Raw genomic sequence first — 23,885 nt, forward strand, 5'->3', positions numbered from 1 at the left:
ATTATGCACGTAAATGTTTCAAACGTACGCAGAACGACGAGCAGCATCGGGGATCTTTTTCGCAGAGCGCAGGAATTGAGGAGTAAAGCCGATAGCCCGTTAAATTCTAGCTTTTCATCAGTGTCTGGCATAGATCACGTTGGTGGGATTCACCAACGAGTGTTGGATAGTGATCCAGGATCAGCGAGGGTGTCGCTATTGAACTATGCAGAGCAAGTCGAGTGGCTGTTTGATTCTTTGGGGAGGGAAGCGCGGGGCTTTCAGGCGCAGGAGGACGCGAATAGTAGGGGAATGGAGATTGCGGATGCGGGTGGGGACATAGGCGTAGAGTCGATGCCGATTATGAACCAGCCGGAGCCAGGGTACAGTCCCTTCGGGTTTTCTATGCCGGTGGTGAATGTGGGTACAGACATCGTGAAGCTCGCGACGGACCTGATGTCGACACAGATTTGGAATGTGTCGGAGGCAAATGCGCGGTGGAGCTCATTGGCGTCGGAAGTCGACGATATTGTCAGCGGCTTAGAGGAAGCAGCCGGGTCTTTGGAAAGCGAGAATGACAGCGAGGCTACGTCGCGGGCTGCGGCGAAGATTCGGGAGGTGGCGGCGTCGGGAAGCCATTTTGTGGCAAATGCAAAGGTCATGGGGGAGAAGCTAACCGGATTCCATGCCAAGCTCATGGGGATGCAGCCGGCGGCGATGGCTATGGCTATGGAAGTGATGGCAATCCCAGAACCAGTGGAGCGCGAAGTTGCGGAAAAGGCCGCATTGGCCATGCTGCAACCAGACCTGCAGCGATTCGCCATAGAGGCCATGCCTTACCAGCATGCATTGATGGAGCAATCGCCGGCGTCGGGAGGCGGAGGCGTCGATGCGGGACTCGTCGGAGTAGAAGGTGATGGTCAGCGCTACACTACCGAAGCAGTGGTGTGGCCGAAAAAGATTGCTGAGGCGATTGCGCGAGGCGATTTGGCCCCCGGAAACTTTGACGTTGTCAATGGAAACGTGAACGGGTTGGATGCTGTGGGGATGAGCCCGCAGGAAATCAGCGATTTTCACCAGCAGATGCATACTAGTGGCAGAAATGCGCTGGAAGGGCTGGGGCTGGGAGAACAAGTAACCATTGGGGGCAACGAAGTATCCACCCAAGGGGCATCGATGCCGGGGGCTGTCGCAGCGAATGGGGTGATGGGGCAGGTTCCTAGTGGCACAGCACATCCCGTTGGTGCTGGAGTGAGCACGGGGGCGCTCAACGGTAGCGGCCCGGTTGCGCCACCAGCTAATGCGCACTCCGCGAGCGGGAGTATGGCACCGATGATGGCATCCGGAAGGCCTGCAGATGCCGGTCGCGGTGCTCTTGGTAAGCAACAGCCACTGCGTGGTGGGTTCGGAGCCGGCCCGGGAATCTTAAGCAGTAGCGCCGATATAAGGCATGCCGGAAGAGGTGCGCAACTGGGCCAAAGCCTTGGACGCGGAACTGGCGCGGCAATTCCCTACGCTGGAGTTGGTTCGCGCGCAGGTCTTGGCGCCAGTACAGGAACCGTAGGAGGACCCGGTATGCGTGCCGGTGCGGGCGGCAGCCTTGGTCTTGGAACCGGAAGCGGCGAAAGCAGCGCGGCAACGCGCGGGGGCAATGCCGGTCGTTCTACTGGCGGGGCGCGGGCTTATGGCCCGATGATGGGGATGCGCGGTAAGGATAGTGAGAAAAAACGCGTAAAGTCCGTGACTACGCAGGTCGAAAGGGACCCCAATAAACGCGACCTATTAGGCGAGCCGCCCGCTGTAGTGCCCGGCGTAATCGGGGACTGGGTGCGGGAAGTAAACGTGGAAAAATAACATGAAAAAAGGGCCGAGGAAACCCTCGGCCCTTCCGTCTTTTTACTGCTGCGGCAGCTCGGTGGCGGTACCATTCAGGTGCGGCTGTGCTGGCTCCTCAGGGACACCGGACTCAACTGCAGGCTGCTGCTCTTGAACAACGGACTCAGGTGCGGAAGAGCTGGTGTCAGCGTCCTTTTGCATTGGGGCCTCACCAGTGAAGGTAGAAGCATTTTCTACCTTGGAATCAGAGTCCTGCTGGTTGGGTGGGTGGCAAGCAGCGAGGGAGAGGCCGGCGGTGAAGACGAGACCAGCGGCAGCGTAACGGGAGAACTTCTTCATGGGGATATGCTCTTTCTCCAAAGTGGTAATTGGCTTAAAGTTTAGGACTCGCGCGGAGTAGCGGCCTTAGCAGAATCATACGGCGCAGCGGATTCGATGGTGACCGAAATGGTCTTGCCATTCGGAGCGGTGTACTCGCGGGTCTCACCTTCCTGCGCGCCGAGGATGGCAGCGCCCAGTGGCGACTGCTCCGAATAGGTTTCCAAATCCTTGTTGTCAGAAGCAGCGGCGCGGGTACCGATGAGGAAGGTCTCCTTATCGTCCTTGTCACCGTTGTAGTAAACGTGAACTACGGAACCAGTGTGGGCTACACCCTCCTGAACAGCACCGCGCTCGGTGGTGGCATTCGCGAGGACCTCAGAGATCTGCTTGATGCGGGCCTCTTCCTGGTCCTGCATTTCACGAGCAGCATCGTAACCGGCGTTCTCCTTGAGGTCGCCTTCCTCACGGCGCTCGTTGATCTCAGCCGCGACTACTGGGCGATGATCGATAAGCTCCTGCAGCTCGGCCTCGAGCTTCGCCTTGGTTTCTGGGGTGATGTACTGCTTTTGCTGCTCAGCCATTCTGCAACCTTCCGTAGATAGGAATTGTGGTCAAAGCCCCTAGTTGTCCCTGGGGCCATAAGTAAAAGTGGAACTAGGCAAATGCCCAGTTCTAGGCGCTACAAATCCTAGCACACGCGGCTAGCGGCTTTCCGCGTAGTCAGGGTTATCCATATCCAAGTATTCGGGGATATTGCCAGAGCAACCATAAGCGCCGCCAGCGACGGCGCGGGCGTTGGTCGGGACGTCAACAGCGATACGCTGGGTTTCATTTCCGCCAGCGGGAACAGGAAACTCGCGTCGGCCTACTTCGGACTTGGAATAATCAAAGGCTTGAACAATGCAATAAGCCTCCTCATCGGTGCGGTTACGGGTGACGTCGACCCAGACGCGGGTGGTGTCATCGCTCAATACCTCTTGGGTCACGATGGAAACCTGCGCGTTCACGCGCTCCTTTTGTTGAAAGTACCGGAAGCCAAAGAAGATGAGCGCGATAAAAATGGCGATAAAGATCAGCACCAGCGCCTTATTAGTCCAGCTACCTGAGTTCTTTTCAGAAGGCCCCCGAGAGCCATAGCGGGCGGCTGAGCGAGATTTTCCGGCGGAAGTCATGCTTCCCACTCTAGCCGAGGACCACTGTTTTCCAATTATCTACTAGGATAATCATCTGTTCAAAGAACCTAGATTTATAAGGGGATGGATTTTCAGTGAGCGATTTTCGCCTACTAGCTATCCACGCGCACCCGGACGATGAGTCTTCCAAGGGGGCTGCAACCACCGCGCGCTATGCCGCAGAAGGCAACGAGGTTTTGGTGCTGACCTGTACCGGCGGCGAGCGCGGCGATGTGATTAACCCCGCCATGGACCGCCCTGGGATCAAGGAACATATGGGCGAGGTTCGTCGGGAAGAAATGGCTAAAGCTGCGCGTGCGCTAGGCGTGCACCATCGCTGGCTGGGCTACGTCGACTCCGGTTTGCCGGATCCGGTTGAAGGCAAGTCTATGGAAGAGCTGCTACCGGAGGGCTGCTTTGCGTTGCAGGGAGACGACACCGTTGCGCAGGAATTTGTCCAGGTGATCCGCGAGTTTCGCCCACACGTCATCATCACCTATGACGAAAATGGCGGGTATCCGCACCCAGATCATTTGATGGTGCATCGGGCCTCGATGATTGCGTGGGAAAAGGCCGGCGATGCCGAGTATCACCCAGAGTTGGGTCAGGCGTGGACGCCGCTAAAGCTGTACTACTCGCATGGCTTCGTCTATCAGCGCATGAAGATATTCCATGATTTGCTCTTGGAGGAGGGCAAAACTAGCCCCTATGGGCCGATGCTAGCGCGCTGGGACACCGCGTTTGGAGATATCATGGCGCGTGTAACGACCCAGGTGGAATGCGCAGACTATTTCAGCAATCGCGAGGAGGCTCTGCGTGCGCATGCCACGCAGATTGATCCGGCTGGTGCTTTCTTGGCGACGTCAGTGGAGGTACAGCAACGCCTGTGGCCCACCGAGGAGTTTGAGCTGGCGAAAACCCGCGTTTCTACCTCCTTGCCAGAAACCAACCTTTTTGCAGGCATCGAAGAAAAAGAGGAGGCTTAAGACATGAGCGTGTATGGCTCTTTCGTTCTAGCCGCAAATGATGCATTTGTACTTGCTCAAGGCACCCAGGGCGCCGAAGGCGGTCCAATGGGTCCTGAATTTGGCAAAGCTTCGCCCATCGGCTTGCTGATCTTGGCCCTAATGGGAGTTGCAGTGTTAATCGCGGGATGGAATTTTCACCGCCGTTACTCACGCTTCCGCCGCCGCATGATGTTTGCGGAAGACCACGGTATCGATCCATTTGATGAGGAAGCCGTGGATGAGGCGATGAAAGAAGCTGGCATTTACGATAACCGCAAAAAGTCCATTTTCTAGGCGGATAGACTAATGAGCGTGAGTTCTCTCAAACAGCTGGCTTACCCGGCTTATGAAGCGCGTCTGGCGCGCCTTATTAAAGGCAAGCCGCAGCCCAAACACATTGCCATCATGGCCGATGGCAATCGCCGGTGGGCGCGCGAGGCTGGTTTTACCGATATCAGCCACGGTCACCGCCAAGGCGCGAAGAAAATTGGAGAGATGATCTCATGGTGCAGCGATACCGATATCGAAGTAGTCACCATCTATTTGCTGTCCACGGAGAATCTAAAGCGCAGCGAACAAGAAGTAGAGCTGCTCTTTGACATCATCTCGGATGTGGTTACGCACCTATCCCACAGCGATGTCGGTTGCCAAGTCCGCCTTGTCGGCCACCTTGATCTGCTCCCGGATGATATTCGCCAGCGCATGGTGGCGGCGGCAGCGGAAACTAAGGACAATACCGGAGTCATCGTCAATGTGGCAGTGGGATATGGCGGACGCCAAGAAATCGTAGACGCAGTGCAGAACTTGGTGCGCGCGGAAGCCGAGAAAGGAACCTCTGCTGCGGAGATGGTGGATCGCGTCACCGCAGAATCTATTGGTGAGCACCTGTACACTAAGGGGCTTCCGGACCCAGACCTGGTTATCCGTACCTCTGGTGAACAACGACTTTCGGGCTTTCTCCTATGGCAGGCCGCGTACTCGGAGATCTGGTTTACAGATACCTACTGGCCGGCATTCCGCAAGGTGGATTTTCTCCGTGCCCTGCGGGACTATTCCCAACGTTCGCGCCGCTTTGGTAAATAAGCGCTAGAGCTTGCGCATCCGCACTTGTTCCACCAAGTGATGCGAGCCCTTTTTGAGTACGAGGGAGGCTCGTATGCGGGTGGGCAGGATATTTTCTACGAGGTTGGGCAGGTTGATGGACTGCCAAATTTCACGGGCTTGGGCGCGCGCTTCCTCATCGTCCATATCTGCAAAGGCAGAGAAGTGGGCATTAGGTTCGCGGAAAGCGGTGTGGCGCAGGGTGAGGAAGCGATTAATATACCACTGCTCGATATCATCGGTGCGGGCATCAACGTAGACCGAAAAGTCAAAGAGATCCGCCACGGTGAGTGTAGGGCTTGTTTGCAACACATTGAGACCCTCTAGGATCAGGATGTCAGGTTGATGGACTTCCTGGTATTTTCCGTCCACGATGTCATAGCTGATATGCGAATACAGTGGAGCCTTGACCAGTGGCTTTCCTGATTTTACGTCGGTGACAAAGCGGAGCAATGCGCGCCGGTCATAGGATTCCGGAAATCCCTTGCGCTGCATGAGACCGCGTTCTTTTAAGGTCTTGGTGGGGAAGAGGAAGCCGTCGGTAGTAACTAGTGCGACCTCGGGGTGAGAATCCCAACGCTGCAGAAGCACCTGTAGGAGACGGGCAGTGGTGGATTTTCCTACCGCTACCGAACCTGCCACGCCGATGACAAACGGAACGTGCGTTGGAGGATTTCCTAAGAAGGATTCAGTAGCTGAGGTGAGCTGCTGGCGCGCTGTGACCTGCATGTGGATAAGGCGGGAGAGAGGGAGGTAGACATCAGCCACCTCATCTAGGTCAATGCGGTCTCCTAGGCCGCGAAGTTTTTCAACCTCGGTCTCCGTGAGCACCTGGGGCATGGATTTACGCAAACCACGCCAGGTCTCGCGGTCAAAATCTAGGTAGGGACTCGAATCCAATGTGCGCGCCATGGCTCTATTGTCGCACTTGCCTAATCCATGGGTAAAAGTATGCCCCCTTCGGGTGCTGGGCACGATAAGATATGCAGCAGCCCATACCGCTTGATATTGAGAAGGGGACCACACTTTATGGCTTCTTTTACCTCTGACCTCCGCGACCTTGACCCGGACGTATTCGGCGCTATCCAGGGAGAGATTTCCCGTCAGCGCGAAACTCTGGAAATGATCGCTTCTGAGAACTTTGTGCCTCGCGCCGTGCTCCAGGCGCAGGGCTCCGTGCTCACCAATAAGTACGCTGAAGGCTACCCAGGCCGCCGCTACTACGGAGGCTGCGAGCATGTCGACGTCGTGGAGGACCTGGCTCGTAACCGCGCGAAGGAGCTTTTTGGCGCGGAATTCGCCAATGTTCAGCCACACTCCGGTGCGCAGGCGAACGCTGCGGTGCTGTCCACCATTGCTGAGCCAGGAGACAAGATTTTGGGCTTGTCCCTCGCTCACGGCGGTCACCTGACTCACGGCATGAAGTTGAACTTCTCCGGCAAGCTTTATGATGTTGCCGCCTACGAGGTGGACCCAGAGACCATGCGCGTGGACATGGATAAGCTGCGGGAGCAAGCGCTGAAAGAGAAGCCAAAGGTTATTATTGGTGGCTGGTCTGCTTACCCGCGCACCATGGATTTTGCGGCCTTCCGTGAAATTGCTGATGAGGTCGGCGCTTACCTATGGGTAGATATGGCTCACTTCGCTGGCCTCGTGGCCGCCGGCCTGCACCCGAGCCCGGTGCCGCACGCTGATATCGTGTCCACCACCGTGCACAAAACCCTGGGTGGCCCACGCTCCGGCATGATTTTGGCCAAGCAGGAGTATGCCAAGAAGATCAATTCCAACGTCTTCCCAGGGCAGCAGGGCGGACCGCTGATGCACGTAGTCGCTGCGAAGGCCATTGCCATGAAGATTGCCGCGACCGAGGAGTTTAAAGAGCGCCAAGAGCGCACCTTGGAGGGTGCTCGCATTCTGGCGGAGCGCCTTACCGCGGAGGATGCTAAGGCGGCTGGCGTGGACGTGCTCACCGGCGGCACCGACGTGCACTTGGTCTTGGCTGACCTGCGAAATTCCGAGTTGGATGGCCAGCAGGCGGAGGATTTGCTGCATGAAGTAGGCATCACTGTTAACCGCAATGCCGTCCCGAATGACCCTCGTCCGCCGATGGTCACGTCTGGCCTGCGCATTGGTACCTCTGCGCTGGCAACCCGCGGTTTGGATGCTGAGGCCTTTACCGAGGTCGCAGATATCATCGGCACCGCCTTGGTACAGGGCAAGAACGCCGATGTGGAGGCCCTCCGCGCACGCGTGGACAAGATTGCCCAGCACTACCCGCTGTATGAGGGCCTCGAGGACTGGAAGCTGGTCTAGTCCTTTACCTCATGTCCACGGGCCTGCGCCATGGTGGCGCGGGCCTGCTGGAGCCATTCTGGTTGCTCTTGGAGGAGCTGATTGATTTCCGCTGTGGTTAGCGGCTTATCCATATCGTTTTTCTTGAGCGCGGTAACAGAGATGCCTAGCTTATGGGCGACTTCCGGGCGGGGGTGAGGACCCTCGCGACGCAAGGTTTGCAGCCACTCGGGCGGGTTATGCTGCAATTCGCGCAGCTCTTCGTGGCTAATGGCACTATTTTGAAACTCGTCCGGCGCAGCGGGCAGGTAGATGCCAAGCTTCTTCGCTGCGGTCTGGGCACGCATGGCGGTGCCGGATGGTTGCTTATGTTCTTCAGTCACGTAATTACCGTAGCACTTTCAGTAGACTGTCCTCTATGCTGCGCTTAGCTTTTGCCACCGGTACGGAGCCTGGAAAGTGGTTCCGCCGATTCGAAGAAAATACTGCTCATGGTGGTTTATACACCGTTGATGCAGACGATGCGCTAGCTCCGCTGCTAGGTGGAGAGGTGGATGTGGCCCTCGCGCGTCTGCCGGATGCCCGCGTGGATGACTCCTTTCATGTGGTGCGCCTTTATAAAGAGACTCCAGGAATTGCGGTTCCGAAGGACTCGGTCTATGCCGAAGTAGGCGAGGAACTCACGCTTGCCGACGTCGCAGATGAACACCTCAACTACCGCCTCGCCGATTCCGGGCTCGTTGATGTCCCCGCGGTCCGCGATGCCCTCCAAGTGGTGGCAGCCAATGTGGGAATCGCGATTGCACCGCGCCCCCTGCTCAAGGTGCTCAGCAAGAAACAGGTGGTGCCACTCGGGCTAAAGGATGAGTCCGTGCCGGTGACGGAGATTGCGCTGGTATGGCGCAAGGAGGACGACGGAGAGGCAATTCAGGACTTCGTGGGCGTCGCCAAGGGCCGCACCGCACGGTCCTCACGGCAGGAGAAACCGAAGCGAAGCGCCAGGGAAAAGGCGAGGGCTAAGCAAGCGCGAAGAAACGTTAACAATTCGTTACAAAATAAAAAGAAGGCTTTTAAGCAGCGCAAACGGAGGTAGTACTTTAGTATTTGCTGTCTGCTTCCTGTCCGTGTGGGTGGCGCCCGCTGGGTGGTGTCATTACGGTGGGCTTCGTTCGTCATGAAGGGCGATTTAATAAAAATTAGAATTAACTTACTTTCTTGATGAAAGGATGATGCAGAAATGCAGAAGATGACTCGTCGTATCGTAGGTGGCTTTGCTGCCGCAACCCTGTCCGTTGCTCTCGTAGCTTGCTCCGATGCCGAGGATGCAGCTAACGACGCTAAGGACACCGCCGGTTCCGTAGCAGCTGATGCTTCCGACGCTGCTGGCTCCGCCGTTGATGAAGCTACCTCCGAAAAGGATAAGGACGCGGAATCCTCCGAGTCTGAGGATGCGGATGGTTCCGAGTCTGAGGATGCTGATTCCAAGGACGGCGACACCAAGACCGTCTCCACCGCCAATGGCGACCAGGAGGTTCCGGCAGCTCTGGCGTCTGCCATCGAGGAGAAGAAGGCTGAGTGGGGCGACGTACAGAGCGTAGAGTCCTCCGATAAGGGTTCTTTGGCAACCTTCGATGGCGGCAACCTGCTGGCTATGGCTAAGGATGGCGATGAGGCTCAGCCAATCGTCGGCAAGATCGCTGAAACCTGGAAGGAGCAGGGCGGTCTGGACGCAGAGGTAGGCCTGCCTAAGGCTGCCGAGGAGAAGGCTACTGAGGGCAAGGGCTGGACCCAGCAGTTCGACAATGGCGTTATCTCCTGGCTCCAGGATGAGAGCGGCAAGTTCACCTCTTCCGTAGAGAAGTAAAAAGCTCTTTTTGAGGTAATCCCTTCGCAGCATCTGCTGCGGAGGGATTTTTCGTTTTCTTAAAGTTCATCTTGCACCCATGTAATTTCAACCTTCGGTGCCTACGTTGGGTGGCAACCCCGGAATTTGGGGCTATACGGAAGAAGTTTGATCTACCGCATTTCAAGGGAGAACCCTGCCACCATGACTCGTCCCTCTGTACTTTCTACTCCGCTTGCCACAACCGATAACACCGTCGCTACCAAGACTTATGTAGTGGATACCTCGGTCTTGCTTTCTGACCCTTGGGCTCTGCGCAAATTCGCAGAGCACGATGTGGTCCTTCCCGTTGTGGTTATCTCTGAACTGGAAGGAAAACGTCATCACCCAGAGCTTGGCTGGTTCGCCCGCCAAGCTCTTCGCTTTTTGGAGGAACTGCGCGCTACCTATGAGGCGCTAGACCAGCCGGTCCCCGTGAACGTAGATGGCGGCACCCTGCGCGTGGAATTGAACCATCAAGACCAATCCTTGTTGCCCTCTGCCTTCCGTGGCCCAGAGGGGGACCACCGTATTTTGGCCTGCGCCCTCAACCTTGCACACGAAGGTAAAGATACCGTGCTAGTCACCAAGGACGTGCCACTGCGCGTGAAAGCCGGCGCAGTGGGTGTACAGGCGGATGAGTACCACGCCCAGGATGTGGTTCTGACCGGCTATACCGGAATGGCAACCGTGCAAACCAGCTCGGATGTCATCGACGCCCTCTACCGTGATGGGGAAGTCATGCTAGACGGCATTCACACTGAAAAGGGCACTGCCGTGGAGGAGCTACCAGTCCATTGCGGACTTACCCTAGTAGCGGGAGCGCAGTCCGCGCTGGGGCGCATCACCGCGGAAGGTGTGGTGGAGCTCGTGCGCGGCGATAGCAATGCCTTCGGCCTGCAAGGACGCTCCGCGGAGCAGCGCATAGCTTTGGACTTGCTGATGGATCCAAATATCGGAATCGTCTCCATTGGCGGACGCGCCGGCACTGGTAAATCGGCACTCGCCCTGTGCGCCGGATTGGAAGCTGTACTCGAGCGCGGCGAACACCGCCGTATCGTAGTCTTCCGCCCGATGTATGCGGTAGGTGGGCAGTCGTTGGGATACCTTCCGGGCACCGAATCGGACAAGATGAACCCATGGGCGCAGGCAGTCTATGACACCTTGGAAGGCTTGGTGTCTGAAAACGTCATGGAAGAAATCCATGAGCGCGGCCTGATTGAGGTCTTGCCCTTGACGCATATTCGCGGCCGCTCCCTGCATGATGCCTTCGTCATTGTGGACGAGGCACAGTCCTTGGAGCGCAATGTCTTGCTCACCGTGCTCTCTCGGCTGGGCAAGGGCTCGCGGGTGGTGCTCACCCATGACGTAGCGCAGCGCGATAACCTGCGCGTGGGCCGTCACGATGGCGTCCAGGCAGTGATTGAAAAGCTCAAGGGGCACGAGCTTTTTGCGCATATTACGCTCCAGCGCTCTGAGCGTTCCGCCATTGCAGAGCTCGTCACCGACCTGCTGGAAGGCGGCGATTAGGCCAGGCATGTTCGCGTATGGCGATCGTGATGTGTACAGCGTGGCGAAGCTGGGCATTGCCCAGTAATAATGTTGCATATGAGCGAGAACGCCAAGCAGACGTCTTCGGACGAAAAGAAGAAAGATTTCCGCATCCGCCCCTTTACCGCGGCGGACTATCCCCAGATGCGAGAGATCTATGAACAGGGACTCAATACTGGGCACGCCACCTACGAGACCCGATCCCTGACCTTTGAAGAATTCAAAGCCGGCAAAATCATGCCCTCGGTGCATGTGGCTGTTGAAGCCGATGATGATTCGAAGGTCTTGGGATGGGTGTCTGCGGCGCCGGTATCTACCCGCACCGTCTTCCACGGAGTAGTGGAGGATTCTATTTACTTGGGCTCCGAGGCGCAGGGCCGCGGCATCGGCGGCGCACTTTTGGATCGCTTGATTGAGGTATGTAAGGACCTGCACAAGTGGGCTATCCACTCGTGGATCTTCCCTGAAAACGCCGGTTCTGCGGGGCTGCATAAGTCCCGTGGATTCGTGAAGGTGGGCACTTACTCTCACATGGCGAAGATGACCTACGGCGAGCTTGCGGGCCAGTGGCGCGATACTGATGTATACGAGCTGCTTTTGCCCAAGCCGGAGGAAAAGAAGCGTTAGCTTTTCCCAGCGCACAGGAATAAAGTTAAGAGAGTATTCGTACGCTATCTCTCTAAGGCTTTTAAATGTCTGTGCGTACTCGTGCCCTTGCTTTGTCCACCGTTGCGGCTATGACGGCAGGGGCGCTTTCTGTTCCTACAGCGGGAGCTGTCCTATCCCTCCGCAGGCTCGGTGCCTGTTGCCCAGTTGGACATCACCCAGGTTGATGGTGGTGTGGCCTATGTGTTTGCCACTCCTGAGCTACAGTCCCATATCGAGACGGTGACCCGCCAGTTGCATGAGTTGCGCGCCAAGGCCTGGGATGCCAATCTTCCGTTTGCTGGTGCTAGGCTTCGCGACGTCGCACCGGACCGCACCGCATATATCAACGGCATATCCTGGAGCAGGGGATTGGAACACTCCGCGATGCAGCGCGCTGCGGAGGAAAACTACGATTTTGATCATCGCCGTGGAGACGGGGAGGAGCCGTGAACGGTAAAGTCCGGCGCCTTTTTCGCAGAAAACCTCACTTCTTCACCGATGGAACGCGCCATTGCTAACTGGTCTACTGATGGCGGTTCTGGCAGCGAGTGGAATCAGCTCATTCGCTCTAACGGTTCCTATTCTGGCGGTGCGGGGCATATTTACAGCTTGCTTAACCCAGCCAACCACTAATTTGCCCAGGCACAGGTTGGCAGCACGACGGCCGGCCATTATTCCGAGCACGCGGTGTCGGGCGCCTCAGAGCGCCTCGAAGGACGGCACGCATTTCCCATTGCGGTACCGGAAGCCGCTCTGGCAAGCGCGGCTATACGTTTTAGCGGCGGTACCCATGTGGGCGATTCCGGCAGCATTGGCGTAAGCATTGCGGGATGGGACGGTGCCCGGTTAGGGGTGCCGGGGTCATCGCTAACCTCGTCCGATCCGGAGGTTCTTGCGGTGCATTCTGACGGCACATATGAGGTTTTGCAGGAAGGCACGGCCGAGGTGCGTATTACTCCATACCTGCTGCGCAACGAGGAAACTCGCCCGGCTGGAGAAGCACTGAACCAGACGGTAGCGGTCACCAAAAAGCCAGCGATAAGCGGCAGTGGCGGAGGATCGAGCGCCGGCGCGGCGATCGGCATCATTGCCGCCATCGTTGCCATTTTGGGAATTGGGGCCCAAGTTTTGCGGCAGATGGGTTTCTGGCAATAAAAACACCCCGCCAAGGGCGGGGTGTGGGGGCCGCTACACCGTAGGAACGTCCCAGGGGCCGAACCAGCGCTGCGCCGATGAGCGCATGTTATCGCTCAAGCGGCTAAAGCGCGGGATCGGGATACCGTGTGCGCGGGCTAAGGAAACTAGATAGTCCCTAGTGCGCCATACCTCGATGGGGTTGCATGAACATCCAACGCCGCCTGCAGGCCGCCAGGAGCATAGCCGAGGGCGGATTCAATGGGGGCGTCGGCAAGCGGGAGTGCATCGCGCAAGGCATGCAGCTCTTGGCTTGTAGCCTCAGTTTCTGCAGGTGTGAGCGACATTAGTCAATGGTTTCCTTCAGTCGCTCCTCGCGCAGAGGCAGGAGGAGAAGGAGCGCGACGATGACCAACGGAACCATCAGAGCGATAACCGGGGTCAGGCCGTCATTATAGGAATTGAGGATTGCTTCCTCGATTGGCTTGGGGAAGGACGCGACCAAATCTGGGGTGAGGCTATTGGCACCGCCGTCGGCATTGCCAAACTTTTCTGCATAGGCGGCGCCCTCAGGGCCCATCTTTTGGAAGGCTTCTGGCATGCGGGTGGCCATCTCATCCTTCATATTGTGGATGAACATGGAGCCAACCAGGGAAGCACCCAGTGCGGAACCGATTTGGCGGAAGAAGTTATTCGCCGCGGTAGCGGTACCCACCTGGGACAGTGGGAAGGAGTTCTGGACGATGAGCACGAGGACCTGGATAACCATGCCCAGGCCGATGCCGAAGACCAAGAACTCGCAGCCCAGCTGCTTCAGGGAAGTCTCTACGGTCAGGTGAGACATCCAGAACAATGCACCAGCGGTAATGGCTAGGCCGATGATGGGGTAGACCTTGTAGTGGCCGGTGCGGGCAATGATGAAGCCCACGCCAGTGGAGGTGCCGATAAGACCCACCATCATCGGGATCATCATCAGACCCGCCTTGGTTGGGGTCAGGGTGTGCACCATCTGCAAGTAAGTAGGCATGTAGCCCAGAACACCGAACATTGCCAGGCCCAGTACCACGCCGGACAGGGTAGTAAGGGCCATGTTGCGGTTTTTGAATAGGCGAACTGGAATGAGCGGTTCCTTGGCGCGCAGCTCCACCAGGATGGTGATGATGGCGCCAATGATGGTGATGGCACCTAAGGTGAGGATCATGGACGAGCCCCACTCGTACTCGGTGCCGCCCCAGGTGGTCATGAGAATAAGGGAAGCGGTGGTGATGGCGATGAAGGTTGCGCCGAGCCAGTCAAAGCGCTTCATGTCGGCCTCACCGACGCGCAGGTGTAGCACCAAGGTGCACACGATGATGGCGAGGATGCCAAGCGGGATGTTCATCCACATGCCCCAGCGCCAACCTGGGCCATCGGTGAACCAGCCGCCGAGGACGGGGCCGAGGACGGAAGACAGGCCAAAGACGCCGCCCATGATGCCCATGAACTTGCCGCGCTCACGGGAGGAGGTGACCTCGGCGATGATGGATTGCGAAGAGATCATCATGAATCCAGCGCCAAAGCCTTGCACGGCGCGGGCGATAATCAGCAGCGACATGGAGTTGGCAAAGCCACCGAGGGTGGATCCCACGACGAAGGTGGCGATACCCCCAATGTAGAGCCACTTGCGGCCCAACATGTCACCCAGCTTGCCGGAGATAGGCATGGCGATGGTCATGGTGACAAGGAAGGCGGAGATGACCCAACTCATGTGGTCGACGCCGCCGAGCTCACCAACGATGGTTGGAAGAGCAGAAGAGAAGATCATTTGGCCCAAGGAGCTCATCAGCATGGTGAGCATTAGGGCCGAGAAAATAAGCCCGAGGTTATCGGCGCGGGACTGGCCCTGTGAGGGGGCCTTAGCAGCCGTATCTACCATCGCATTCCTTTCATAAAGTCTGTTATTAGCGTGAGGGAAGTATCGAGACGCGCGCCGAGGTCTAGGCTGCAATCTGCATCCGGGGATGCCATCGCCAACCAAAGTGCCTCACGGACGAGGCCGGCGATGAGCATCGCCTCGGTGCTAGAAGAGCAGCTGTCAAGGACGCGAAGCTCCGGTTCTTTGTTAAGGCGCTCTTCAATGAGATCGATGAGCTCAATGGATTTTGCTCGCTTCCGGCTTATTGCCGCCGCAGCTGCATCTGGATCATTGGAGATGCGTTTGCGGCGATCCCGGATAGTCGGGTTGATGTGGTGGCCTTCCATATGCCGTCTGACCAACTGGAGGACGAGGTCTACCATGCTGGTCGTTGGCTCATTAAGGAAGAGTTCCCGCATCTCTTCCGTAAACTCGGTGCTTGGAGCGCCCAAAACGGCGGATTCCTTGGAATCGAAGTAGTTGAAGAAGGTGCGCCGAGAAATACCGGCTACTTCGCAGATCCGCTCAATGGTGACTGCGCTAAAGGACTGTTCATCCACCAGTTTTGTGGCGGCATCCTCTATGCGCAGGCGCGTCTCGAGACGTTTCTGCTCGCGTAGTGATAGTTCTTCTTGCACGCCATGCAACGTTACACTCGGTGCAAACTTGCACCAAGTGCAAAAAGGGTGATTTTAGAGGTGCATCCTTCTTTATGTGAGATGTGCCATTGTTCTTGCCGACGTCCCCCCCCCTTACCCCAGGCATGCGAAACCCCGCCCGGGTCCTGCCCGGGCGGGGTAGCGGTGCGGCGGATACTTAGAAGTTATCGCGGTCGCGGTTAGTCATGCTCAGCACATCGAGGCGCTTATCCAGCTCTTCCTCGGTGAGGTTTTCGCCATCGACAAAGCCCAAATCAATGACGGCCTGGCGAACAGTGATCTTCTCATGCAAGGCGTGCTTGGCGGCCTTGGCCGCGTTCTCGTAACCAATAGCAGAGTTGAGCGGGGTCACGATGGACGTGGAAGATTCCGCAAAGTGCTTCATGCGCTCTTCGTTGGCCTCGATGTGATCGATGCACTTATCAGCGAAGACGCGGGAGGCATTGGACAGCAGGCGAGCGGACTCGAGCACGTTGCGCGCCATCATCGGGATGAAGACATTGAGCTCGAAGTGGCCCTGGGCACCGCCGAAGGCGACTGCGGCGTCATTGCCCACCACCTGGCCGGCAACCATGGTGACGGCCTCCGGAATGACCGGGTTGACCTTACCCGGCATGATGGAGGAACCTGGTTGCAGGTCCTTCAGGTGAATCTCTGCCAGGCCGGTCAGTGGGCCAGAGCCCATCATGCGGAGGTCATTAGCAATCTTATTAAGGGACACAGCAACCGCGCGCATGGCGCCGGAGAACTCTACCAAGCCATCGCGGGCGGCCTGTGCCTCAAAGTGGTTCTCTGCTTCCTTTAGTTCCGCAACACCGGTGAGCTTCTTGAGCTCTTCGGTGACCTTAGCGCCAAAGTCCGCAGAGGTATTCAGGCCGGTGCCGGTGGCGGTGCCGCCGATGGCCAGCTCGCCCAAGCGTGGCAGGGTGGCCTCGATCCGCTCGATGCCCAGCTCGATCTGGCGGGCGTAGCCGCCGAATTCCTGGCCCAGGGTAACCGGGGTGGCGTCCATCAGGTGGGTGCGGCCGGCCTTGACCACGTCGGCGAATTCCTTGGCCTTCTTGCTCAAGGATTCGTGGAGGACCTTCAGGCCCGGGATGAGGTCATTAACGGCAGCTTCCGTAGCAGCCAGGTGCGTAGCGGTGGGGAAGGTGTCATTGGAAGACTGGCCCATATTCACGTGGTCATTCGGGTGAATCTCCACGCCATTCTGGTGTGCCAAGGAGGCGATAACCTCATTGGTATTCATATTGGACGAGGTGCCCGAACCAGTCTGGAAAACGTCGATAGGGAAAGCATCATTGTGCTTGCCCTCGGCGATTTCGGTAGCGGCGGCGATAATGGCATCGGCCTTGTCCGCGTCCAACTTGCCGGAATCCTTATTTACCTGGGCGCAGGCTGCCTTGAGCAGGCCAAGAGCGCGAATCTGCGCATTTTCCAGGCCACGGCCGGAGATAGGGAAGTTGTCCACTGCGCGCTGGGTCTGTGCGCGCCACAGGGCATCTGCAGGAACCTTTACTTCGCCCATGGTGTCATGTTCGATGCGGTATTCAGTCATGTGAAGATCACCTCAGTTAATTGGGTAGTGTGTGCTTTCCAGTATGGCGGAGATCTACCAGGAGGGCCGCCTTCGGGGGTGCCCCCTAGTTTTTGGTCGGGGTGGTGTAATCCACTACGGAATATTCCTGCAGCTTGGATAGCTTATGGATGGAGTCGATGTAGCGGATGGTGCCGGACTTGGAACGCATAACCAGTGAGCGGGTAGTAGCGCCGGAATTGCGGTAGGAAACACCGCGCAGCATGTCACCATTGGTCACGCCGGTGGCAGCGAAGTAGCAGTTTTCGGAGGAGACCAAGTCAGTGGTCTTGAGGACGCGGTCCAAATCGTGGCCGGCTGCGCGGGCCTTTTCTGCTTCCTCTTCATCCTTTGGCCACAGCTTGCCTTGGATTTCGCCGCCCATGCAGCGCATAGCGCAGGCGGTGATGATGCCTTCTGGGGTGCCGCCGATGCCCATCATCATGTCGATGGAGTTGGAATCCTGGCAGGTGGCGATGGCGCCTGCAACGTCGCCATCCATGATGAGGCGTACCTTTGCGCCGGCGGCGCGAATTTCCGAGATGAGCTGCTCGTGGCGCGGACGGTCAAGGACCACCACGGTCAGATCTTCGGGGCGAATATTCTTCGCCTTGGCCACGGAGTTGATGTTCCACTCCACTGACTCGTTGATGTCGATAGCGCCGACTGCTTCTGGGCCAACAGCAATCTTTTCCATGTAGAAGACTGCGGAAGGGTCATACATGGTTCCGCGCTCTGCGGCCGCGATGACGGAGATAGCGTTGGGGCGGCCTTCTGCCATCAAACGAGTTCCGTCAACGGGGTCCACGGCGATATCCATGGCGGCGCCCTCGCCGGTGCCTACCTCTTCGCCGTTAAATAGCATAGGGGCCTCATCCTTTTCGCCCTCACCAATGACAACGACGCCGTTCATTGCAACGGAGTTGATGAGCTTACGCATGGCGTCGACCGCCGCGCCATCGCCCTCATTCTTCTGGCCGCGGCCTACCCAACGGCCGGAAGCGAGCGCTGCTGCCTCAGTGACACGGACCAGTTCCATCGCCAGGTTGCGGTCAGGAAGATAAGACGTATTTTCGGACATGTGTAGTGGTTGCCTTCCATAGTTTTCTCATCGAGGGGTGTTCCCCTTGATGCTCTACCTTTCCATTCTCGCACTTTTTTGCTCTAATGGGTCTGATTTTGCGCCCCATTTGTGGGGGATTCATCAAACTTTCGGGGGAGAATGGGCCGTGTGGCTTTTTGGAAGCACACCGTGCGATACTAAGGCGCGTGGCTGCAGAAGAAAGACCAAAGATTTTTGAAGGCGCGAAGGATATCTCCCTGTCCCTCGCCGTCGTGGTGATCATGATGCTGCTGGCCGTAGGAGCGACCGGCCTATGCTCGATCAATTCCGAAACTCAACAGGGAGCGGTGCAGGAAGTGGATGAACAAACCTTCCTTGAAACCCAAGCTCGCGCAGGAATTGGCGCTATTCGCAATCCTGATATGCCAGAGGGCTGGGAGGCTAATGCTGCCCGCCGCGTTGATATGGGAGGAGAAAACGCCACCGTGGTCAGCTGGGTGACCGCTGACCAAGGGTTTGTGGAGTCTACTCAGACACAGGTGGCGGCCGATGATGCGGGTAAGGAATACGACGCCAACTACCGCGGCATCGAATCTGCCCGTGAGGTCAAAGGGCACCAAGTGCGGGTACTAGAAAGTGATGACGACTCCGTGCGCCGCCTGTGGGTGACAGATTTGGGCGACGCCCGCCTCATTATCTCCGGTGCCGCAGACGATAGCGATTTTGAGGCTGCTACCGCTGCGTTTATCGACGCCGCACCTATAGCCGAAAAATAACCTCGCCCAATCCTTCTGCCGCAGCGGTGGCGCTAAGACCGTCGCCGGCTTGGGCAATGACCTCTGCGAGGGATTCCTCATCTAAGCCGCTAAGGCGCGTCTTTCCTACAAAAACATCGATGCGCTCACGCTGGGAACGCTGCGGATAAATAGCGATTTCGCGTACCTTATCGCCTGTAAAGCGCAGCACCACGGATTGGGAGAAATAGCTCACCTCGTCATCATCGCGGGTATGTGCTGGGCCAAAGAATTCCTCTACGAATTCCCGGGAGTCTCCCGCCATGATGGAACCGGCGGCCGCAGACCTCGACACAAAATCCACCCGCTCACCTGGATACCCATAAATCTGCACTACTCGTCTCCTTCTGCGTCTGCTTTTTCGGCCCTCTCGAGCGCTGCTTCAACGCGCTTTGCTGCGCCGTCTAGATGTGCCTCGCACGTTCGGGCAAGGGCCTCGCCGCGCTCCCAATACTTCAATGACTCATCCAAGCCCATCTGCCCGAGCTCTAAGATCTTTACGGTTTCAATGAGCTCGTCTCGGGCTTGCTCATAACTCAATTTTTCTACTGGGGTAAAAGCATCCTGGCCTGGTTGACCGGTGCCAATGGTGTCCTCTGACATTGTTTTCTCCTTGTTCGGTGATTAATCGGCGGCCTGGGAGGCCATAGAAACAGCGGTAATAGACCCATCGCCCACGCGGATGCGCAGTTGCGCGCCGGGAGGGGATTGCTCATAAGAGGTGACAACTTCGGGGCCGGAGCCATCTTTGGGTACCACTTGGACGATGGAATACCCGCGGGCGAGAGTAGCTGAAGGTCCCAAAGCTGAAACGCGAGCACGCAGCGACTCCACGTGGCGGGTCTCGCGTTCTACCATGACCTCAATTTCCCGGCGCATGGTGGCACGAGTCCGCTCTATTTCCTCGCGGCGCGTACGAATGGGGGTCATGGGGTCTGCCATGACGGGCCGGGAACGAATATTGTCCAGGCCGCGTCGCTCCCTTTCCACCCAGCCGCGCAAGGCGGCAGCCATCCGGGAGCGTGCCTCTGCGATAACGGCACGCTCCTCGGCCACGGAGGGGACGACGCGCTTTGCGGCGTCGGTAGGCGTGGCAGCGCGCAGATCCGCGACGTTATCGAGCACCGGGCTATCCGGCTCATGGCCGATGGCGGAGACCACCGGAGTGCCAGCAGCCGCGACCGCGCGTTGCAGCGCTTCTTCTGAGAAGGGAAGCAGGTCTTCTACAGAGCCACCACCGCGGGCGATGATGATGACGTCTACCTCTGGATCCGCATCTAGCTGCTGGAGGGCATCGATAACCTCTGGAACGGTATTCGCACCTTGAACCGCGGTATTGAGAACTCGGAATTGTACCGCTGGCCAGCGATCATGAGCTACCGCCATCACATCTCGCTCCGCGGCCGAACCGCGGCCGGTAATCAGCCCGATTTTGTGCGGTAGGTAAGGCAGTGGCCGCTTGCGAGCAGGATCAAAAAGTCCCTCTGCCGAAAGCTGCTGGCGCAATTTCTCAATGCGCGCGAGTAGATCACCTATGCCCACATGACGAATCTCCGTGGTCCACAGTGAAAAAGAACCGCGGCCGGCGTAAAAAGCCGGCTTGCCATGGACAATGACGCGGTCGCCGTCCTTTAGCGGTGCTGACAATGACTGCAACATTGATGATGGGCAAGTCAGCTGCACGGACTTTTCCTGCTGTACATCACGCAGCGTGAGATAGGACAGCTTCCAGGTGGGTTTGAAATTAATTTGGGTTAATTGACCCTCTACCCACAGGTAGCCCAGGCGCTCGATCCAGCCCTTGACTTGGTCATTGACTTTACCAACGGGCCAGGGAGTATCCGGAGTATTTGCCGGTTGATTCACACAGCCTCCCTTTCTTCAGTCTGCCGTGTTCTTCCGCCTAGTTTAGGGGCCAACTCAGATGATTGCCCCGCTCGGGGTAGCTAGAATGGTAGCGGTGGGCCCCACTATTGTTTTGCGTGGTGTTTCGATACTCTGGGAGCCATGACTGAAGGTAAAAATGTTCTCCTCGCGGCACCGCGCGGATACTGCGCAGGCGTGGATCGCGCGGTTGAAACCGTAGAAAAGGCGCTGGAAAAGTACGGCGCGCCCATTTATGTACGCAAGCAAATCGTGCACAACCGCTACGTCGTAGAGTCTTTGGCAGAACGCGGCGTCATTTTTGTTGATGAGGCCTCTGAGGCCCCAGAAGGTGCCCACCTAGTCTTTTCCGCCCATGGTATTTCCCCGGCCGTTCGGGCAGAGGCAACGCAGCGCAAGCAACTAACGTTGGACGCCACGTGCCCATTGGTAACCAAGGTGCATAAGGAAGCCCAGCGTTTCCAGCGCGATGGCTATCACATCCTCTTGGTTGGCCACGAAGGACATGAGGAAGTGGAAGGAACCGCCGGCGAAGCACCGGAGGTTACCCACCTTGTGGATGGCGTCGAGGGCGTTGCTAAGCTGCCGGATTTCCTGCAGGACGAGAAGCTTATTTGGCTGTCCCAAACCACGCTCTCGGTGGATGAGACGATCGCCATCGTCAATAAACTGCGCGAGCGTTTTCCGCATCTGGAAAATCCGCCTTCAGACGATATTTGCTACGCCACCCAAAACCGCCAAGAATCCGTCAAAGCCATTGCCCCCAAGTGCGACCTGATGGTTGTGGTGGGGTCTAAAAACTCCTCTAACTCGGTGCGCCTGGTCGAAGTGGCGCTCGAAGCAGGTGCTAAGGCTTCACACCTTGTAGATTTTGCGAAGGAGATTGACGATGCTTGGCTGGAAGGCGTGCGCACTGTCGGAGTCACATGTGGTGCATCGGTACCAGAATTGCTTGTACGCGAGGTATTGGAATTCCTCGATGCGCGTGGTTATAGCGACGTAGAGCAGGTAACTACCTCTACGGAGACGATTACCTTCGCCCTGCCGCGCGACCTGCGCCCAGCACGCACTTAAACAGGCGCGCGCTTAAACTACATCTAAAACAAAAGAAAGGCCCGTTTCCGGGCCTTTCTTTTGTTTTAGTCCTCGTCATAGAGGTTATCGTCCCAACCTTGCTTGGGCGCTTGCTTGTGCTCCTTAGACGCCGGTACTGAATCGCCGGCGCGCCGGGTTGGATCCGGGCGCATTGGATTTGCGCGTTCCTCTTGCTGGAGGCGGCGGCGTTCCTCTCGGTCGCGCCCACGCAGGCGATCTTTGGGCGTGGGGCGGGACTTCTTTAACGTGTGAGAAGCGCGGGCGCGCTGCGGAGTGGCTGGAGTTTTAGTAGGTTCCTTTGCCAGCCTATCGCGCGCCATCAAGTCAGCGACCGATAAACGCTCAGCGCGATTGCGGCGGTCTTGCTCAGCATCGGAACGGCGGGAGGAAGTTTCCATTTTAGCGGTGCGACGTGCCGTCTTACGGTAGCGGACCCATCGCAACCAGCCGATGATTCCTGCGCCTACTAAAGCGATGAGGAGCCAGAGAAAGCTTTGGACAAGGGGGAAAGCTGCGGTTACGGTAGCCGTCTTGGAAAACGGTGCTGCTCCCTCTGGCAAGTTGGCCTTGGTAATAAAGAATCCGGCCAGTACCACCGTGATGGCATACAAGATGGGGATGGAAGCCACCGTGAGGAAGAGGCCGCGTTCTTCTACGATGAGCGCCACCAGCAGCGAGCCGATGACGAGGAAGGCGAGGTAAGCCCACCCGATGGTACCCATCAGGATGGAAATCAACGCGCCGGTGAGCAAAATTGCCGCGAGCAGCCCAAGGCCCGTGCCCAGCGTGATGCTGGGGAGTCCAGAGCTTTGGGCGGCGGAAGACTTTCTTTGCTTGGCTTGTGACACGTCGGAAGATCCTACCGGTTCGTGCCTGCCCATGGCTATTTCCACGCACTAAGTCGCCGGATTTATAGTGGCGAATGCCCGCGCGGCCACGTATCGATGGCTATGGGCTCCCGTGGCGTGCGGTCCGTGCGGCCTGGGATATCCATCTCGTGCAATTTGCGGGCGGTGACGCCGACACGGGAATCTAGCGAGGACAGTGTGGCATTGTAGGCTTCGACTGCCTTTTCCAAGTTGTGGCCCACCCTGCCATAGTGATCAGAAAGTGTATTCAGGCGCGTGTACAGTTCGCGCCCTAGGCGCTGAACCTCCTTTGCCTTGGCTGAGATGTCTTCTTGGTGCCACCCCATAGCCACCGTGCGCAGGAGGGCAAAAAGCGAGCTGGGGGTGGCAATTACTACATTGCGTTCAAAGGCATACTCGATGAGTTCTGGGTCCACTGACAATGCAGCATCGAGGAAAGGATCTGCAGGGACAAACAGGATGACGAATTCGGGTGTAGGTTGAAACGCTTCAATATAGTCTTTGTGCGATAGTGCTTGGACGTGGCCACGCATCAAGTGTGCGTGGCGGCGCAAGAAGCCGGCGTGTTCTTCTGGGTCATCGGTCTCCAGCGCGTCGAGGTAAGAAGTAAAAGGCACCTTGGCATCGACAATGATATGGCGGCCACCAGCCAACTTGATAACCATGTCTGGGCGAACGATGCGACCACCCAGCGGAGCAGAAACCTGGCAGTCAAAGTCCACATGTTTGGTCATGCCGCCTATTTCAACCACCCGCTCCAATTGCACCTCGCCCCAACGACCGCGGGTATTGGGCGAGCGCAAGGCACTAACAAGTTTGTCAGTGCGTTCAGTCAGACGAGAGGAGGTACGGGTTACCGCCTGGACCTGGCTAGAAAGGGAAGCGAGCAGCGCGGTGCGGTCTTCCTCAATTTCTTGGAGCTGAAACCCCAAGCGGTCCATGGCCTTTTCCAGCGGCTGGAGCTCAGCTTGGCGACGCTGCGATTCTTGCAGCGCGCGGTGTTCGGCACTTGGCGCCGAACGAGCAGCGGAGTAGGAATGGGCTAACCAACCCATTACCGCGCCGAGGATGAGGCCGATAAAAAGTAGCAGCACGGGCAATGTGGAAGTCATGGAACCCAGCATGGCA

Annotated in this window: 29 protein-coding genes; 14 read left to right on the forward strand and 15 right to left on the reverse strand. The window is 57.5% G+C overall.

The genetic code is table 11. The annotated features are described in order from the left end of the window. The first annotated feature begins 189 nt into the window (after positions 1 to 189). Positions 190 to 1,833 carry a hypothetical protein gene (locus MHK04_RS04890; RefSeq protein WP_239208013.1) on the forward strand — a complete coding sequence of 548 codons (1,644 nt, stop codon included), beginning with the start codon at positions 190 to 192 and terminating at the stop codon, positions 1,831 to 1,833. A gap of 42 nt (positions 1,834 to 1,875) precedes the next feature. On the opposite strand, the gene MHK04_RS04895 is transcribed toward MHK04_RS04890, so the two are convergent. The 3 genes from MHK04_RS04895 to MHK04_RS04905 all read right to left on the reverse strand — a co-directional run bounded on the left by MHK04_RS04895 (position 1,876) and on the right by MHK04_RS04905 (position 3,308). Then, positions 1,876 to 2,154, reverse strand: coding sequence for a thiamine biosynthesis protein X (locus MHK04_RS04895; RefSeq protein WP_239208014.1), 279 nt, complete (start codon positions 2,152 to 2,154; stop codon positions 1,876 to 1,878). A gap of 41 nt (positions 2,155 to 2,195) precedes the next feature. Then, positions 2,196 to 2,717: a transcription elongation factor GreA gene (gene greA / locus MHK04_RS04900; protein WP_023021898.1), complete on the reverse strand. Its 522-nt coding sequence runs from the start codon at positions 2,715 to 2,717 to the stop codon at positions 2,196 to 2,198. 120 nt (positions 2,718 to 2,837) lie between these two features. Next, complete coding sequence (locus MHK04_RS04905) at positions 2,838 to 3,308, reverse strand: DUF4307 domain-containing protein (RefSeq protein WP_239208015.1); 471 nt, start codon at positions 3,306 to 3,308, stop codon at positions 2,838 to 2,840. Between the two features lie 95 nt (positions 3,309 to 3,403). Between MHK04_RS04905 and mca the strand changes: the two genes are divergently transcribed. The 3 genes from mca to MHK04_RS04920 are packed head-to-tail and all read left to right on the forward strand — an operon-like array spanning position 3,404 to position 5,398. Next, positions 3,404 to 4,294 carry a mycothiol conjugate amidase Mca gene (mca, locus tag MHK04_RS04910; RefSeq protein ID WP_239208016.1) on the forward strand — a complete coding sequence of 297 codons (891 nt, stop codon included), beginning with the start codon at positions 3,404 to 3,406 and terminating at the stop codon, positions 4,292 to 4,294. Positions 4,295 to 4,297: 3 nt separating this feature from the next. Next, positions 4,298 to 4,609 carry a hypothetical protein gene (locus MHK04_RS04915; protein WP_023021895.1) on the forward strand — a complete coding sequence of 104 codons (312 nt, stop codon included), beginning with the start codon at positions 4,298 to 4,300 and terminating at the stop codon, positions 4,607 to 4,609. 12 nt (positions 4,610 to 4,621) lie between these two features. Further along, positions 4,622 to 5,398 (forward strand): isoprenyl transferase, encoded by a 777-nt coding sequence (locus tag MHK04_RS04920; protein ID WP_239208017.1) that lies wholly within the window; start codon positions 4,622 to 4,624, stop codon positions 5,396 to 5,398. Between the two features lie 3 nt (positions 5,399 to 5,401). Here the strand turns inward: MHK04_RS04920 and coaA are convergent, their stop codons facing one another. After that, positions 5,402 to 6,328, reverse strand: coding sequence for a type I pantothenate kinase (gene coaA, locus MHK04_RS04925; protein ID WP_023021893.1), 927 nt, complete (start codon positions 6,326 to 6,328; stop codon positions 5,402 to 5,404). Between the two features lie 117 nt (positions 6,329 to 6,445). On the opposite strand from coaA, the gene glyA reads away from it, so the two are divergent. Further along, the gene (gene glyA / locus MHK04_RS04930) at positions 6,446 to 7,729 is read left to right on the forward strand and encodes a serine hydroxymethyltransferase (protein WP_023021892.1); all 1,284 of its coding nucleotides are present in this window, start codon (positions 6,446 to 6,448) and stop codon (positions 7,727 to 7,729) included. Here the strand turns inward: glyA and MHK04_RS04935 are convergent. Beyond that, entirely contained in the window at positions 7,726 to 8,055 is a 330-nt protein-coding gene (locus MHK04_RS04935) for a DUF5997 family protein (protein ID WP_023021891.1), read from the reverse strand. The two genes, glyA and MHK04_RS04935, sit on opposite strands and share 4 nt — an antisense overlap. A gap of 71 nt (positions 8,056 to 8,126) precedes the next feature. Here MHK04_RS04935 and MHK04_RS04940 point away from each other — a divergent pair, with 71 nt between their 5' ends. The 7 genes from MHK04_RS04940 to MHK04_RS04965 all read left to right on the forward strand — a co-directional run bounded on the left by MHK04_RS04940 (position 8,127) and on the right by MHK04_RS04965 (position 12,944). Beyond that, positions 8,127 to 8,801, forward strand: coding sequence for a LysR family transcriptional regulator substrate-binding protein (locus tag MHK04_RS04940; protein WP_239208018.1), 675 nt, complete (start codon positions 8,127 to 8,129; stop codon positions 8,799 to 8,801). Positions 8,802 to 8,945: 144 nt separating this feature from the next. Then, the gene (locus tag MHK04_RS04945) at positions 8,946 to 9,572 is read left to right on the forward strand and encodes an LGFP repeat-containing protein (protein WP_023021889.1); all 627 of its coding nucleotides are present in this window, start codon (positions 8,946 to 8,948) and stop codon (positions 9,570 to 9,572) included. 183 nt (positions 9,573 to 9,755) lie between these two features. After that, a complete protein-coding gene (gene phoH2 / locus MHK04_RS04950; protein ID WP_200287831.1) occupies positions 9,756 to 11,120 on the forward strand; it encodes an RNA 5'-3' helicase PhoH2 in 1,365 nt (454 codons plus the stop codon). 69 nt (positions 11,121 to 11,189) lie between these two features. Further along, positions 11,190 to 11,768 (forward strand): GNAT family N-acetyltransferase, encoded by a 579-nt coding sequence (locus MHK04_RS04955; RefSeq protein ID WP_200287829.1) that lies wholly within the window; start codon positions 11,190 to 11,192, stop codon positions 11,766 to 11,768. Positions 11,769 to 11,939: 171 nt separating this feature from the next. Further along, positions 11,940 to 12,239 (forward strand): SAUR-like auxin-responsive family protein, encoded by a 300-nt coding sequence (locus MHK04_RS04960; RefSeq protein ID WP_239205326.1) that lies wholly within the window; start codon positions 11,940 to 11,942, stop codon positions 12,237 to 12,239. A 48-nt stretch (positions 12,240 to 12,287) separates the two neighbouring features. Next, positions 12,288 to 12,422 carry a hypothetical protein gene (locus MHK04_RS12195; RefSeq protein ID WP_259824423.1) on the forward strand — a complete coding sequence of 45 codons (135 nt, stop codon included), beginning with the start codon at positions 12,288 to 12,290 and terminating at the stop codon, positions 12,420 to 12,422. Positions 12,423 to 12,476: 54 nt separating this feature from the next. Next, positions 12,477 to 12,944: a hypothetical protein gene (locus MHK04_RS04965; RefSeq protein WP_239208019.1), complete on the forward strand. Its 468-nt coding sequence runs from the start codon at positions 12,477 to 12,479 to the stop codon at positions 12,942 to 12,944. A 146-nt stretch (positions 12,945 to 13,090) separates the two neighbouring features. On the opposite strand, the gene MHK04_RS04970 is transcribed toward MHK04_RS04965, so the two are convergent. The 5 genes from MHK04_RS04970 to glpX form a co-directional block, all read right to left on the reverse strand. After that, on the reverse strand, positions 13,091 to 13,270 hold the full coding sequence (locus MHK04_RS04970; protein WP_239208020.1) for a DUF2316 family protein: 180 nt from the start codon (positions 13,268 to 13,270) through the stop codon (positions 13,091 to 13,093). After that, complete coding sequence (locus tag MHK04_RS04975) at positions 13,270 to 14,838, reverse strand: MDR family MFS transporter (RefSeq protein ID WP_023021884.1); 1,569 nt, start codon at positions 14,836 to 14,838, stop codon at positions 13,270 to 13,272. Before MHK04_RS04975 ends, MHK04_RS04970 begins: the two co-directional genes overlap by 1 nt. Beyond that, positions 14,832 to 15,455 carry a TetR/AcrR family transcriptional regulator gene (locus MHK04_RS04980; protein WP_023021883.1) on the reverse strand — a complete coding sequence of 208 codons (624 nt, stop codon included), beginning with the start codon at positions 15,453 to 15,455 and terminating at the stop codon, positions 14,832 to 14,834. The genes MHK04_RS04975 and MHK04_RS04980 overlap by 7 nt, the downstream gene beginning before the upstream one ends. A gap of 178 nt (positions 15,456 to 15,633) precedes the next feature. Continuing rightward, positions 15,634 to 17,034 carry a class II fumarate hydratase gene (locus MHK04_RS04985; RefSeq protein ID WP_239208021.1) on the reverse strand — a complete coding sequence of 467 codons (1,401 nt, stop codon included), beginning with the start codon at positions 17,032 to 17,034 and terminating at the stop codon, positions 15,634 to 15,636. Between the two features lie 85 nt (positions 17,035 to 17,119). Beyond that, the gene (gene glpX / locus MHK04_RS04990) at positions 17,120 to 18,133 is read right to left on the reverse strand and encodes a class II fructose-bisphosphatase (protein WP_023021881.1); all 1,014 of its coding nucleotides are present in this window, start codon (positions 18,131 to 18,133) and stop codon (positions 17,120 to 17,122) included. Between the two features lie 188 nt (positions 18,134 to 18,321). On the opposite strand from glpX, the gene MHK04_RS04995 reads away from it, so the two are divergent. Next, a complete protein-coding gene (locus MHK04_RS04995) occupies positions 18,322 to 18,891 on the forward strand; it encodes a DUF4245 domain-containing protein (protein ID WP_034656435.1) in 570 nt (189 codons plus the stop codon). Here MHK04_RS04995 and MHK04_RS05000 read toward each other — a convergent pair. The 3 genes from MHK04_RS05000 to xseA are packed head-to-tail and all read right to left on the reverse strand — an operon-like array spanning position 18,875 to position 20,775. Next, on the reverse strand, positions 18,875 to 19,243 hold the full coding sequence (locus MHK04_RS05000) for a hypothetical protein (RefSeq protein ID WP_023021879.1): 369 nt from the start codon (positions 19,241 to 19,243) through the stop codon (positions 18,875 to 18,877). The two genes, MHK04_RS04995 and MHK04_RS05000, sit on opposite strands and share 17 nt — an antisense overlap. Then, positions 19,243 to 19,512 (reverse strand): exodeoxyribonuclease VII small subunit, encoded by a 270-nt coding sequence (locus MHK04_RS05005; protein ID WP_023021878.1) that lies wholly within the window; start codon positions 19,510 to 19,512, stop codon positions 19,243 to 19,245. The genes MHK04_RS05000 and MHK04_RS05005 overlap by 1 nt, the downstream gene beginning before the upstream one ends. Before the next feature lie 21 nt (positions 19,513 to 19,533). Continuing rightward, positions 19,534 to 20,775, reverse strand: a complete 1,242-nt coding sequence (gene xseA / locus MHK04_RS05010; protein ID WP_023021877.1) for an exodeoxyribonuclease VII large subunit — start codon at positions 20,773 to 20,775, stop codon at positions 19,534 to 19,536. 141 nt (positions 20,776 to 20,916) lie between these two features. Here xseA and MHK04_RS05015 point away from each other — a divergent pair, with 141 nt between their 5' ends. After that, complete coding sequence (locus MHK04_RS05015) at positions 20,917 to 21,867, forward strand: 4-hydroxy-3-methylbut-2-enyl diphosphate reductase (protein ID WP_239208022.1); 951 nt, start codon at positions 20,917 to 20,919, stop codon at positions 21,865 to 21,867. A gap of 65 nt (positions 21,868 to 21,932) precedes the next feature. Here the strand turns inward: MHK04_RS05015 and MHK04_RS05020 are convergent, their stop codons facing one another. After that, on the reverse strand, positions 21,933 to 22,736 hold the full coding sequence (locus MHK04_RS05020) for a DUF6542 domain-containing protein (protein WP_239208023.1): 804 nt from the start codon (positions 22,734 to 22,736) through the stop codon (positions 21,933 to 21,935). Positions 22,737 to 22,798: 62 nt separating this feature from the next. Then, a complete protein-coding gene (locus MHK04_RS05025) occupies positions 22,799 to 23,869 on the reverse strand; it encodes a DNA recombination protein RmuC (protein ID WP_239208056.1) in 1,071 nt (356 codons plus the stop codon). Positions 23,870 to 23,885: the final 16 nt, after the last annotated feature.

The sequence above is a fragment of the Corynebacterium nasorum genome (assembly GCF_022345765.1).
Classification (GTDB): domain Bacteria; phylum Actinomycetota; class Actinomycetes; order Mycobacteriales; family Mycobacteriaceae; genus Corynebacterium; species Corynebacterium kefirresidentii.